Below are 12,720 nucleotides of genomic sequence, written 5' to 3'. Positions count from 1 at the left end.
AGCAGGTGATGCGACGAATGGAACCGATCGTCCCCTTCGAGCCCGTTCGGGCGGCGGACATTCCGGCCGGTCCGGACTGGATTCATCAGATCAAATGGGACGGGGTGCGGATTCTCGCCTATTACGACGGCGGGCCCCTCCGGCTGTTCAACCGCAAAAAGCGCGAACGAACCGCCCAATATCCCGAGCTGACCTCGCCCTCTTACTGCAAGGCGAGCTCGTTCATTCTCGACGGCGAAGTGATCGCGCTGGCCGCCGACGGCAAGCCTTCGTTCCACGAGGTCATGCGGCGGGACGGCATTCGGACGCTGTCCCGCGTGCCGCAAGCCGTTCAAAGCGTCCCGATTGCGTACATGGTGTTCGACATCCTCTATTGCGACGGGGAATGGACGATCGACCGGCCGCTCTCGGAGCGCCAGCGGTTGCTGGAGGAACGGCTCGTTCCGAGCCGGGCGGTTCAGCCGGTCGCTTCCCATCCGGACGGCGCCGCTCTGTTCGACGTCATTCGCAGCCACGGCATGGAAGGCATCGTCTCGAAAAAAACGGACAGCGCCTACGCGACGGGCGGCAAGGACACCCGGTGGGTCAAGGTTAAAAATTACGGCGACGTCGTGGCGGTCATCGGCGGGTTCCGGATGGAAGAGGGCGTCGTTCGGGCCGTGCTGGCCGGGCTATACCGCGAAGGGCGATTGCTGTTTATCGGCAAAGTGGGGACCGGCAAATTGAGCGCGGCCGATTGGCGGGAGCTGACGGAGCGGCTGACGGCCATCGAGACGCCGGTATGCCCGTTCGCCGGCCGCCATGAGGAGTTCCGCGGCGCACGGTGGGTCAAGCCGCTGCTGACCGCCAAGATCCGATATTCCGAATGGCGTCTGCACGAGGGGCGGACGATGCGCCAGCCCAGCATTCAGGCGTTCGTGGACAAGCCGCCGGAGGAATGCGTGTTCGAATAAGATCGGCTTCCGGAGCGGGAGGAGAAAGTCCCGCGCGGCGGGGAAGCCTAAAGGCAAAAGAACGTGGCGCTTGGAAAGGAGTCCTGCCGATGGCCGCGACGAAAACCTTGATCAAGCTCGGCGACACCGAGCTGAAGCTCTCCCACCCCGACAAGCCGATCTGGCCGGAGATGGGCATTACGAAGCTCGTGTACGTACAGAAGCTCGCCGCTCTGGCGCCATATTTGCTTCCGCACAGCGAACGTCGTTATTTAACGACGATCCGTTATCCGGAAGGAATCGGAGGCATCTCCTTTTACCAGAAAAACTGCCCTCAGCCCATCCCTCCGTACGTGAACACCGCCGTAAACGGTACGATCAACTACGTCGTGCTCGATTCCATGCCTACGCTTGTCTGGCTGGGCAGCCTGTACAGCCTGGAGTTTCACGTCTCGTGCGAGAGCACGGACGATGCGCTGCCGGACCGATGGATTCTGGACATCGATCCGATGTTGGAGGTGGAGCCGCGAATTATGGAAGCGACCGCGATCGTCGGCGAACTGCTCGCTTCGCTCGGCCTGTCCGCGGTGCCGAAGACGTCGGGGGCGACAGGCGTGCAGATCGTCATGCCGATTGAGCCCGGACCGACCTACGACGATCTCCGCGGCTTCGGCAAATTCGTCTGCGAATATTTGGCGGCCAAGCATCCGCAGCTGTTCACCGTCGAGAGGCTCAAGAAAAACCGCGGCACGCTGATCTACCTCGACTATTTGCAGTTCTATCCCGGCAGGACGCTGGCCGCGCCGTATACTCCCCGCGCCCGTCCCGGCGCACCGGTCTCTACCCCGCTAACCTGGGAGGAGGTTCGCCGCGATCCGAAGCCGACCGACTTCCATTTGCTGAATATCGAGGAGAGGTTGCGCCGCACCGGGGATTTGATTCGCCTGTTGCCCCGCCAGCAGCTTCGGCCGGTGCTTCAGCAGATCCGGTCCTTGTAAACAAAAGCCCCTTCTGCGTCATCTTATAGATGCTGAATGATCCAAAAAAACGCCCTACCGGCCATGAAGCCGGAAGGGCGTCGGATGGCGGCCCCGCGGAAGGCCTTGCCTTAAGCGGCCACGTCCCGTCTCCTGAAGATGGTCCAGGAGACGATATTGAAGACGATAAAGTAGACGGCCAGCACGGACAGCGAGAAGCCGACCGTCGTTTTGAAGTTCGGCACCGGGTTGCCCCCGTTCAAATAAGCGGTCAGGTCCAGATTCGAGAACAGGACGTACTTGACCCAGGGCTTGTTCGTGACGGAGAGAAGCCCGGTGATCATGCTGCCGGCGAACAGCAGGAAAATCGACAGGCCGATGGCCAGGCCGCTGCTCCGGAACGCCGACGACAGCATGAACGCGAAGGCGACGATGACGATCAATTCGATCCATTCATACAGGTAATCCAGCCCCATATAGGTCCAAGGGGACTGTCCCGCAAGCGGGGAGTTGGCCGGAATAAGCCCGCTCGTGTCGGAGCTGAAGCCGAAAACGAGCGTGTTCACTCCCCACGTTAAGACAAAGCAAACGACCGACAGCAGCACGGAAAACAGCACCAAGGCGATAAACTTGGACAATAGAATCGACGACCGGCTCCAGGGACGAATGAGCAGCAGCTTGATCGTGCCGGTCGAGAATTCCCCAGCCACCGAATCGGCGGCGACGACGACCGTAAAGATCGTGATGAGGGAGAACAGAATGGTCGTCTCCAGCTGCATCATCTCCCAGTTGTTCGCATCCTTGCTGTCCGAGAGCAGCAAGAAGGCGACGGTGACGACGATCGGAATCAGCACGACGATTCCGAGCATGACCCAAGTGCGCATGCGGCGGTAAATTTTCATATTTTCGTTCTGCACGAGCTTCCAAAAGTTAGCCAATGGTCTCACTCCCCGTCACTTCGAGGAATTGGTCTTCCAGCGATTTGGTCTTCGTCCGGATGCCGTAGACGCGGATGCCGGCTTCGACCAGCCGCCGGTTCACTTCCGCGATCTCGTTGCGATCCGCCGTCAGCTCAAGCAGCCCGTCCACAATGCGGCCGCCGCCCTGCCCTTGCAGGACGCCGAGCGCGGCTTCGGGACGGTCGACGTCGAACAGCGCCTCTTCCGCTTGCTGTTGCGCCGATGCCGCTTGTCCGCGAATGGACCGGATGTCGATGATTTGCCCTTTCTGCAATATCGCCACCCGATCGCACATCAGCTCCATCTCCGACAGCAGATGGCTGGAGACGAACACCGCGGTCCCTTCCTCTTGCGCAAGCTGCCGGAGATAATCCCGGAGCTCGCGAATGCCGGCCGGATCGAGTCCGTTCGTCGGCTCGTCCAGAATGAGCAGCTTCGGCCGGTGCATGACGGCTTGCGCGACGCCAAGCCGCTGACGCATGCCGAGCGAATATTTCTTCACCTTGTCGTGAATGCGGCCGGACAAGCCGACCAGCTTCACCACTTCGTCGATGCGCTCCCGCGTGATGGAGGCGTTCATTCGGGCGTAATGCAGCAAATTCTGGTACCCGGTGAGATATTTGTACATCTCCGGATTTTCTACGATGGCGCCGACCTGGGCCGCCGCCTGGGGGTAATGCGTGCGGACGCTGTGCCCCCCGATCGAAATATCCCCCGACGTCATCGCCATCAATCCGACCATCATGCGGATCGTCGTTGTTTTCCCCGAACCGTTCGGCCCGAGGAATCCGAACACTTCTCCCGGATAAATCTCCAGGGAGACGCGGTCGATAATCGTGCGGCTGCCGATGCGCTTGGTTACATCCTGCAATCGCGCGACTGGAACTTGAGACATGATCTTCCCTCCGGCTATCTATATTTGGACACTGAATTCATTATAGCGGCTTTGCAAGCCTATATCCTGGAATTTAACGAAATTTAAACTCGAAGGGGAGGAAAGAGGAAGGGAAACCGTCTCGGCCGGAGGCGATCAGAAGGTGTTGCCGAGGCGCCGTCCGCCGCCGCGGGTCTTCGCATAACCGTTCGGATTGCCGACTTGCCATCTCCATGCGTCTTCGCACATCTCCAGGACGCTGAAGCCGTTGCCCGTCCCAAAATTATAAGCTTCCACGCCCCGCGACGCGCCGACCTTCTCCAGCGCCCGCAAGTGGCCGGCGGCCAAATCCTCCACGTGCAAATAATCCCTGACGCCCGTTCCGTCCGGGGGCGGGTAGTCGTTGCCGAAGATCGTCAGCTCGGGCCGCCTCCCGACCGCCACCTGCGAGATGAACGGGAGAAGGTTGCTCGGCGCGCCTCGCGGATCCTCGCCGATCCGGCCGCTCTTGTGGGCTCCCGCCGGATTAAAATACCGCAGCAAAGCGATGCTCCATTCGGGCTGGCGAGTATTGACCGGGCAGGCGCCGTTCAGCCCGCCGCGTTCGTCTTAAGCGCTTGCTTCATGGCATCGTGAATCCGGTCCCTCTCCGTCTGATCGACGATGAAGTAGTAGATTCCGCCGATCATTGCGCCCTTTCCTTCGATCTCCGTCGTCTCAATCGTGCCGATCTTCTGCCGATACTTGAGCGCCAGATCCTGCATCTCTCCGAAGGTCATATTCGTTCGCACATATTTCTCGACGGATTTGAGCACCTTGGGCAGTTCAAGCGCGTTATTCCACTGGGCGGCACGACGGATCACGTCGCTGACAATCTGACGCTGGCGTTCGGTGCGGCCGAAGTCCCCTCTCGGGTCGTCGAATCGCATGCGCGAATACTTGAGCGCCAACTCCCCGTTCAAATGCAGCGGCCCCTTCCGGAAGGACGATCCCAAATAATCGAAGGCGAACGGATTATGGACATCGACCCCGCCCAAAATATTCACAACCGCCTCGAACCCTTCCATGTTCACTTCCACATAGTAGTCGATCGGCATATCGAGGAAATTTTCCACCGTCCGAATCGATCCGGCTACTTCTTCGAACGCGTATGCGTGGTTGATCTTGTCCTGAACGCCCTTGCCGGCAATTTCCGTTCGCGTGTCCCGCGGGATGCTGAACATGAGCACCTTATGCGTCTGCGGGTTGACGGTCAGAATGAGAATGGTGTCCGACCGCCCACGGTCGTGCTCCCGTTCGTCCACGCCGAGGATCAAGGCCGTGAAGGGCGCGAGCTTGCCCGTCTCCACCTTGTTCAGCGGCTTGACCTCGGTATCCCGGCTGACATATCGGGGCGTATCGGAAGGCAAAGGCTCATAAACCTGCTTGGCTGTATGCTTAAGCGAATGGTACGCGTAAAACAGCATGCCGCCGGCGATGACAAAAAGCGCTACGGTGATGGAAATCCCGATCCAGATCCACTTTTTCATGCTTCGATCGCACCTACGCTTTCGCTTGATAAGCCAGCAGTTGGCTGAAAACCCCTTTCGCTTCTTTGGACAGCTGGAGGTATTCGCCTTGCTGGATGACCGTTCCTTGATCGATGACGACAACCTGATCCGCGTTGCGAATGGTGGATAAACGATGGGCAATGATGACGATGGTGAGATTGCCCTTAAGCTGATCCAACGCCTCTTGAATTTTCGCCTCGTTCTCGTTGTCCAGCGCGCTGGTCGCTTCGTCCAGCACGAGAATCGACGGCTTGCGGAGAATCGCCCGAGCGAGCACAATCCGCTGGCGCTCGCCGCCCGAGAGCCGTACGCCCCGGTCGCCCAGCACCGTGTCGATCCCTTGAGGGAGTCTGCTTACGAAGTCCTTGGCCGCTGCGAACGTAAGCGCTTGCCAAATTTCCTCTTCCGTCGCGTCCGGCGCCACCATCTTCAGGTTGTTGCGAATGCTCGCATGGAACAGAAACGGGTCTTGCGAGACGTAGCTGATCGAACGCCGGTAAGCGGACAGCTTGTCGCCTGTCAACGGAACGCCGTCGATCAACACCTCCCCTTCCTCCGGCTGGAACAGTCCGATCAGCACATCGATCAACGTGCTCTTCCCCGCGCCGGACCGGCCGACGATCGCCGTCGTCCGATTGGCCGGAATGGCGAGGTGAATATTCTTTAACGCGTAAGTGGGAGAGTGAGGATCGTAGCGGAAGGCAACCCCCCTGCAAACGATGGATTGACGAATGGTCAGCGGTTCCCGATTCGGCTCCCGCAGGGCGAGCTCCACTTCGGCCTCGCGAGCTTCCGTGCACTCCCGCGTCAGCTCGAGCAAGCCCCGATAAGCCGGAACGGCGGACACCATCTGCTCCGCGCTGCTTTGCAGGGAAGTAAATCGCGGCCACAAACGGGTAAAAATCAGCACAATCATGACGAGCTGCTCGGTCTGGACATGCAGCAGCTCGAACGAGACAAAGACGAACAGCACGATCAGAAGCGCCGACGCCGTCTTGTAGACGAATTGGCTCATCGACTGATTGCGCACGAACTGGTTCGCATTCTCTTCCATTTGCCGGTTCAAATCCTGGAACCATTGCAATTGCGTCGACTCCAGCCGGTTGCTCTTAATATCCTTAATGCCGCTGAAGCTGTCGTTGACTGCGGCGAAGTAGCCTTGAGACAGCTCGCTCATCCGTCCGCCCAACCGTTTGGCGCTGCGAACGAAGCGCCGGGAGAACAGGACGAAGCCGACGCCGCAGGCGATGACCAGCAGGGTGAGCTTGGCGGAGAGCAGGAAGGCGAGACCGATCTGGATGGCCGTGAACACGGCGGAAGTCAGGAACGTCATCGCTTGCACGGTGCCGCTCGCAACTCTTCCCAATTCGGTCGTCAGCATATGATAGAAATCAGATTTCCGCTTTCTCACGAAGAAGTGCCATCCGGAAGCAAGCAGACGCTGATAAATATCCAATCTCAGGAGCTGAATGAACCCCTGGTTCATTCGGCTGTTCTGCAATTGCAGCATGCGCTGCAGCAACGCCTGGCCAATAATCAGGACGACATAGACGAGCAAAATCAGAGGCAGGCGCGCCTGTTCGGGGATGCTCTCAATCGGTCCCATTAAACGGTCGATATAGGGGATGCTTCCGAGATTAAGATGGAAGGAGCCCATAAGGCTAAGCATCGGAACGAGCAAATAGATCCCGACGCCCTCGATGAAGCTGATCAGCACCATGCCGATCAGATTGATATAGAGCCTTCGACCCGCGAAGGCATGAAATTTGCGAAAGTAATGCAAAAGTTCCTTCATCTTAAGTCCTCCGTCTTCCAGGACGCCTCGTTCCGCATCCGTCTCCAGAACCACAGGAAGGGTCTCAGGGGAAAATAAAGAAATCGCAATGGCGCGGGCAGCGGGAGGAGCCGGGCATCCCAGGAGCTGGGGTACAGCTTGCTTATCAGATAGGCCCGCTTCTGACGCAGCGATCGGATGGAGAACACGTAGCGCCGATAATATTTGTTCACATCTTTGCTGTTCGGCTTCGGCGTCATTTGAACAAGATCGCGTATGATCTTTACGGCTCCCTTGGCCAGACGGAGCGCCCTTCGTTTGGCCATATACGGACGCATTGCTTCGGGCACGGGAGTTTGGAGCAGCGCTTCGCACAGGATCGCCGCTTGACCCGCCAAGTGCCGGCACTCGTTCTGCTCCAGAAGCGTCCGCAGCAGCGTCCATCGCAGCGGGCTCCGCAGCATCCTGTCGATATCCGCAAGCCAGCGAAGACGAAACCACCCATGTCTTGCGCCATGCGAGACGAGATAGACGAACAGATCCTCCGGGCCCAGCATGGCAACCGTCCGGCCGGAAAAGTCCGCTTCCTGCCGCCGCGCCCACAGCGCTTCGAAATCCGGCTCGTTCGCCGTGTCGGGATTCATCCGCCAGTGCAATTCGATCTGAATGCCGGTTGCGGGAAGCTTGTAGGAAGCATGATGCGTTTTCCGCATCCAGTCGTTCAACACCCGAGGGATGGCGCCATCTTCCCGGTAGCCGCGGCTTTGCAAGACGGACTCCGCTTCCCCGATTCGGCCGGGAGGGACGAGCAAATCCAAATCCTTGGACGTCCGAAGCGACAGGTCGCCGTACAGCTTCTTAGCGAGAACCGGGCCTTTCAATACCAACGCAGGAACGCCCCGTTCCGCCAGAAGTCGGACGACCTCGGTCATCTCGGCCGCGAGTTGAAGCATATGCAACGAGTTCCGGTTGCGCAAGGCGCGCAGTTCCTGCAGGACGGCACTCGAGTCCCCTTCGGAGCGCCAACTTTCCATCACGAGCGGATAGACGCGGTGATGCTTAACCAGCCGAAGCAGTTGTTCGCGATCGATCGCTTCCCAATCGGGAAGTTCCCGCCAAGCCGGCTTCCCCTGCTGCATTCGCAGGCAAGGCAGCAATGCCTTCAACTCCCGCGGCAATGATCGAACGGTTCGTTCCAGCGCGTCATCCATGCCGATGTCTCCTTTGGCCTCGCCGGTCAGGGGCGAAGTAACCGAACTTTCCTACGACCGTGAACTGCTCCATCTCTTCCGCGCCCGTCAAATAATAAGGTCCGCTGCGAAGCCAAGCGTGCGCGACCAACTGCCCGGACTTATCCTTCGCCGTTCCGAGATAGAGCGTGCTGTCGATGCCGCGGCGGCGGAGCATCTTCATCGCGGCGATCGCCCTCACCAGACATTTGCTCTCCCACCACGTATAGCGGCTCATCGTCCGGACCGCCCTCGCCACTCGCCGGATCATTCGCTCATCCTCTCCGGGATGCGACCAGGACGTCTCCGCCATCTGCACGCCCAGGTTCGGCGCCACCTTCGAGAACGGGAACAGCTTCAAAATACGCGACCACCCGAGAAAGACGTAAGCCTCCGCAAGCATCAGCTTCATAGCGAACGGCATCTTAACGAATGAACGCCATTTCCTTCGCAACGCCTTTCGCTCCTTCCTTACTCGGGAAGCGCATCCATGGACCGAACGAGCTGTTCCTTCGACAACGCTTGGATAAACCGCTCTACCTCTTGGCTGCATTCGGCCGGATCGACTTCATATTCGTTCACGAGAATGTCGGTAATCTGCCCGACGGACAGCGGCGAAGCGATTAATTCCCAGATTCGGCCGCCAATTTCGCCGAGATTGTAATACTTGCCGCTCTGAATGCTCAGCATGACTTTCTCGCCGTTCATGTCGCTGACGAGATTGCCGTCGGCCTGCGTGAACAACCGATTCGGAAATTCGAGGGAATGACTCATCGGACGATTAGGCTCCTTCGCGAATGGTTTGAATGATGCGGTCGACCATATGGTGGGCTGAGAAAGGGGTCAAAGGTCTGCGGACGCGGAAAAGGTCCGTCCGGCCCGCCAAGATGGCCGATTGTTTGAAATGCCAATCCTGAAGACCTAGCTGGGGAATGAGGAATTGCCGGTAGGTGTGCTGTCCGATCAGAGGCAGGCCTTCGAAGGGAGTCAGCTTTCGAATCTCGACCTGGCTAGCCTTTTCGAAGGGAAGAAGCTCGAAGATGCCGCTTAGCGGAACCTGATCGCGATAATAAGCAGCGGGCACGGGAACGGCAAATTTCGTCGTCTCGCAGCCTAATGGCGCGAACAAGCCGCTCTCCATTCCCAACTGCTCCAGACTCTCTTGCCACAGCTTCTGCTGCGGATAAGACGGCGTGACCGTCGGCAACCGAGTCCCGTCTCCCGGATCCCCGAACGAGAGCGCGATGACATCGTCGCTGAGCAAGGCAAAGCCTTGCTTCGCAAAGGCGGCGGCAATCGTCGACTTCCCGGCGCCCGATTCCCCGACGAAGGCATAGGCTCTGCCGTCTACGACGACAGCGCTGCCGTGCAGCGGAAGAATGCCGCGCTGCATGAGCAAGGCTCCCATGCAAGAACCTAGCAGGTAGAGGCGAATCATGCGCTCGTCGGCGCCGTCCAACGGGCTGACGACGATCTCCCTGCCTTCCGAGATCCGGTAGATCGCGATTTGGGGAACGGCGAACCAGATTCGATCGCCGCGTACCCGGAAATAAGTAAAATCGGATGTGCCGCTCTCCCATTCCTGAACGAGGTCGCCGACCGTAATGACGACATCCGGCTGAAGCTCCCGCCGTCCCGACGGCAGCAACTCGGGCAGCGGCAGATCGCTCCGCAGCTGCAAGCCGAACGCTTGGTACGACGTTTGTTGCGCGATCGCTGCCATCTCTTCACCTTCACATTCCTAAAGGATTCCGAACGCTTACCGGAGCGCCCTTATCTGCCGCTTCGGATAAGGGCGCCGGCCGAAGCGGCAGAACATCATTAACCGTAAGTAAATTAAGACTCAGGCGGAGCCGGGTAATCGCTCCACTTCGGATCGTCGTTCGTCTCCAAGTGCTTGCCGCCGACATAAGACCAGTCCACGTATTTCGTACCGGTTCCGGCCATCGTCATGCTGATGTCGAGCGTTTCCAGTTCGGGAGCTCTCCATGCTTTTTTCATCGTGTTCACCTCCTCGTAGATTAATATGGTTTATAGACAAGGCATAAAGCCTCGGCTACCATAAGGGGAAGTCATGTTTTTCGGGGAGATTCCTCACCTCCTAGCGAGATGAACCATCATTGCTTGGAAAGACCAAGGGTTGCCATGTGGCGAAAGCGTACTTGCTATGACCCGGCAATCTTCCTTCAGGCTAAGCTGCGAAATGCAGCTTGACCTGAACGTCTCTTCATCCTTATGACCAGGCACCGATTTCCGTTTCATCCCTTCAAGGACGAGCGTCGGCGAGGGCCGAAAACCTGTATCCTTGACGGGATCAAATGGAAATCGGTACAATCTGGACCGAATGAAGAGGGAGTGTGAAAACCGACTTCTTGCACCCCTTGATTTCGTGTTGTCTTTTCCACAAAAGATTTTCAACAATCATATTGACTTAGGGCGTCTTTCCCGAAGTTTCCGGTTCAGGACACTCGCTTTAAAAACCGGTATACGATCAGGCAACGCATCAGAAATCGCGCGTCGTCGTCCATCGCAAGCTCCGGACGAGGGCTGTCTCCGATCCGGGCGAGCGAAGCGGCCGCTTGCGGGACGTTGAGAATGCCCGCAACCAGCGAGTCCTTGCACATGAGCCGAAGCTCAAGGAGGAAGGCAGGCCAATGCCCGCGCATCCGATGCACCCAATCCACTCCTTGAACGCCCCGCAGCCGCTGGTTCAGCCGGACATGATCCGGCAACACTCCTTCGGTAGCGCGCCGCACCAACGCCCGATCCATCCCTTCGCGAACGTACTGCTCCGTCGGAAGGGCGAGACAGAATCGGATGACCCGGTGGTCGGCCGTCGGATCGCGTTCCCAAAGTCCGAAATTTATGGAGAACTTCGCACCGCTCGTCCCGATCAGATTGCCGATCGAAGCGCTATCGAAATGCCGCTCCCTCAACCGCCAAGGATTTTCTCTGCCCTGCTCCAGCCCGACATCCTCATGCTTGATCCGGTCGTACACCTTCGTTCTGGCTGCAAAATCGGGATGAATCATGGACGGGAAGGCCGGTTCGGACGGGGGAAACGAGAGGGGAACCAGCGAAGCTGCCGCTTCCTTCCCGAGCACGGGAAGCAGCCGGGAGCGGCCGACACGCATCCTTCGGCTGTAAAGCCGAAGCTCGCGATACAGCTTGAGCCAGCGGAGCCGCTTCAGAAGCCGGGCATAGTAATCGATGGCCGGTCCCCAGGAAATCGTATGATTGCCTTGCGCACCGGTCAGCAGGACGCCGACCCCCTGCCGCTCGGCTTGAGCGTACAGAGCTTTGATCCAGAAGGCGTTCTCGAACGCCTTGTACGGCATCTCCCGAATATCCAGCAGCTCGTCGATCTCCGTGAACGGATTGCAGTCCGGCAAATCGAGAATGTGAGCATCCAAATGGCCGATGTGGCGAACGGTCGCTTCAATGAACGGCCGTTCGTTCGCCACGCACCCCGAGGAGGTCCAGTCGACAAAATCGTTCGGAGGTACGCAACTGTATGTATGGAGAATCTTGCCTTCTTCCTCCAGCGCTTTGGCGGCATAGCTGACAACCGCGCCCGAATCCAGGCCGCCGCTCAGCGAAGCGCCGACCTCGCGGCCTGTGCGGATTTTCGCCCGAACCGCTCGGCGGAACACGTCACGGAACGCCTCAACGCATTCGGCATCCGTCCGAAATCGCAGCCTTTCCGTCGGCGCCAACGACCCGTAAGAAGACAATTCGGCCTGCCCAGGCAGTGCAAGGGTTAACCGATGGGCCGGCGGGAGCTGGCGAATCGCTCCGTAGACGGTTAAGCATGCGCTCGCGGCATCAAGCATCGACGGAATGGCCATATATTCCGACAGCCAATCTTCATCCAGTTTGGGCGAGACGCCCGGAAGCGCCAATAGAGGACGAATGGCGGTGCAGAAAGCGAAGCGTCCGCCGCTTGCGGTGAAATATAGCGTTCGATTGCCCAGCGGGTCCCGGGCTCCGAACAGCCGCCGTCTCCCGGCGTCCCAGATCACAAAGGCAAAGTCGCCGTTCAAATGCGAGGGCGCTTCCGCCCCCCAGCGTTCGTAGGCGAGCAAAATCAACTCGCTGTCGGACAATGTCCTTCGCCTGTCCCGAGAAATGCCCAGCCTCTCGAACAGCTCCTCCCGGTTGTCCAGAATGGCATCTGCCGTTATGGCCAATCTCCGCGACGCATCGTAGCGCGGCAACTGCTCGCCGGGGGATTCCGGCGCAATCCATTGATGACGGCAAGCCAGCCAGACGGCATTCGCTTCCCATTCCCCTGTGCCGCTTCCCGGATAACGCTCCATCGCCTGCAAGAGCGGGTCGCGCTCTTCCGACTCGAACGGCGCTTCTTCGCTGCGATAGATCCCCGCAATAACGCTCATCGGTCTCCTCCAATACGGAGCTTGCCTT

Annotated in this window: 12 protein-coding genes and 1 pseudogene; 2 read left to right on the top strand and 11 right to left on the bottom strand. The window is 58.9% G+C overall.

Annotated features, from left to right (window positions below; translation table 11 throughout):
* Window positions 1-17: 17 nt before the first annotated feature.
* Window positions 18-953 (top strand): ATP-dependent DNA ligase, encoded by a 936-nt coding sequence (locus tag G485_RS0119225; RefSeq protein WP_027093864.1) that lies wholly within the window; start codon window positions 18-20, stop codon window positions 951-953.
* Between the two features lie 89 nt (window positions 954-1,042).
* Window positions 1,043-1,930: a non-homologous end-joining DNA ligase gene (ligD, locus tag G485_RS0119220; protein ID WP_035157282.1), complete on the top strand. Its 888-nt coding sequence runs from the start codon at window positions 1,043-1,045 to the stop codon at window positions 1,928-1,930.
* 110 nt (window positions 1,931-2,040) lie between these two features.
* On the opposite strand, the gene G485_RS0119215 is transcribed toward ligD, so the two are convergent.
* The 11 genes and pseudogenes from G485_RS0119215 to G485_RS0119165 form a co-directional block, all read right to left on the bottom strand.
* Window positions 2,041-2,856: an ABC transporter permease gene (locus G485_RS0119215; RefSeq protein ID WP_240489211.1), complete on the bottom strand. Its 816-nt coding sequence runs from the start codon at window positions 2,854-2,856 to the stop codon at window positions 2,041-2,043.
* Window positions 2,840-3,763, bottom strand: coding sequence for an ABC transporter ATP-binding protein (locus tag G485_RS0119210; protein WP_035157279.1), 924 nt, complete (start codon window positions 3,761-3,763; stop codon window positions 2,840-2,842). The genes G485_RS0119215 and G485_RS0119210 overlap by 17 nt, the downstream gene beginning before the upstream one ends.
* Before the next feature lie 135 nt (window positions 3,764-3,898).
* Window positions 3,899-4,300, bottom strand: a pseudogene (locus G485_RS27370) (NAD-dependent epimerase/dehydratase family protein); the annotation flags it as partial.
* A 32-nt stretch (window positions 4,301-4,332) separates the two neighbouring features.
* Window positions 4,333-5,271, bottom strand: a complete 939-nt coding sequence (locus tag G485_RS0119200) for an LCP family glycopolymer transferase (RefSeq protein WP_035157275.1) — start codon at window positions 5,269-5,271, stop codon at window positions 4,333-4,335.
* A 13-nt stretch (window positions 5,272-5,284) separates the two neighbouring features.
* Window positions 5,285-7,087 (bottom strand): ABC transporter ATP-binding protein, encoded by a 1,803-nt coding sequence (locus G485_RS0119195; RefSeq protein ID WP_027093858.1) that lies wholly within the window; start codon window positions 7,085-7,087, stop codon window positions 5,285-5,287.
* Window positions 7,084-8,277, bottom strand: a complete 1,194-nt coding sequence (locus G485_RS27365) for a nucleotidyltransferase domain-containing protein (protein ID WP_051318419.1) — start codon at window positions 8,275-8,277, stop codon at window positions 7,084-7,086. Before G485_RS27365 ends, G485_RS0119195 begins: the two co-directional genes overlap by 4 nt.
* Window positions 8,270-8,707 carry a lasso peptide biosynthesis B2 protein gene (locus G485_RS0119185; RefSeq protein ID WP_240489210.1) on the bottom strand — a complete coding sequence of 146 codons (438 nt, stop codon included), beginning with the start codon at window positions 8,705-8,707 and terminating at the stop codon, window positions 8,270-8,272. Before G485_RS0119185 ends, G485_RS27365 begins: the two co-directional genes overlap by 8 nt.
* Window positions 8,708-8,766: 59 nt before the next feature.
* Window positions 8,767-9,069 (bottom strand): lasso peptide biosynthesis PqqD family chaperone, encoded by a 303-nt coding sequence (locus tag G485_RS0119180; protein ID WP_051318418.1) that lies wholly within the window; start codon window positions 9,067-9,069, stop codon window positions 8,767-8,769.
* A gap of 7 nt (window positions 9,070-9,076) precedes the next feature.
* Entirely contained in the window at window positions 9,077-10,018 is a 942-nt protein-coding gene (locus tag G485_RS0119175) for a phosphoenolpyruvate carboxykinase (ATP) (RefSeq protein WP_027093855.1), read from the bottom strand.
* A 113-nt stretch (window positions 10,019-10,131) separates the two neighbouring features.
* Window positions 10,132-10,296 carry a paeninodin family lasso peptide gene (locus tag G485_RS31575; RefSeq protein WP_156922498.1) on the bottom strand — a complete coding sequence of 55 codons (165 nt, stop codon included), beginning with the start codon at window positions 10,294-10,296 and terminating at the stop codon, window positions 10,132-10,134.
* A gap of 458 nt (window positions 10,297-10,754) precedes the next feature.
* The gene (locus G485_RS0119165) at window positions 10,755-12,692 is read right to left on the bottom strand and encodes an asparagine synthase-related protein (RefSeq protein ID WP_027093854.1); all 1,938 of its coding nucleotides are present in this window, start codon (window positions 12,690-12,692) and stop codon (window positions 10,755-10,757) included.
* Window positions 12,693-12,720: the final 28 nt, after the last annotated feature.

Source organism: Cohnella thermotolerans DSM 17683 (assembly GCF_000429825.1).
In the GTDB taxonomy this organism is placed as follows: domain Bacteria; phylum Bacillota; class Bacilli; order Paenibacillales; family Paenibacillaceae; genus Cohnella; species Cohnella thermotolerans.
Note: the sequence above shows the minus strand (reverse complement) of the source record. Positions and strands in the feature narration are given on the sequence as shown.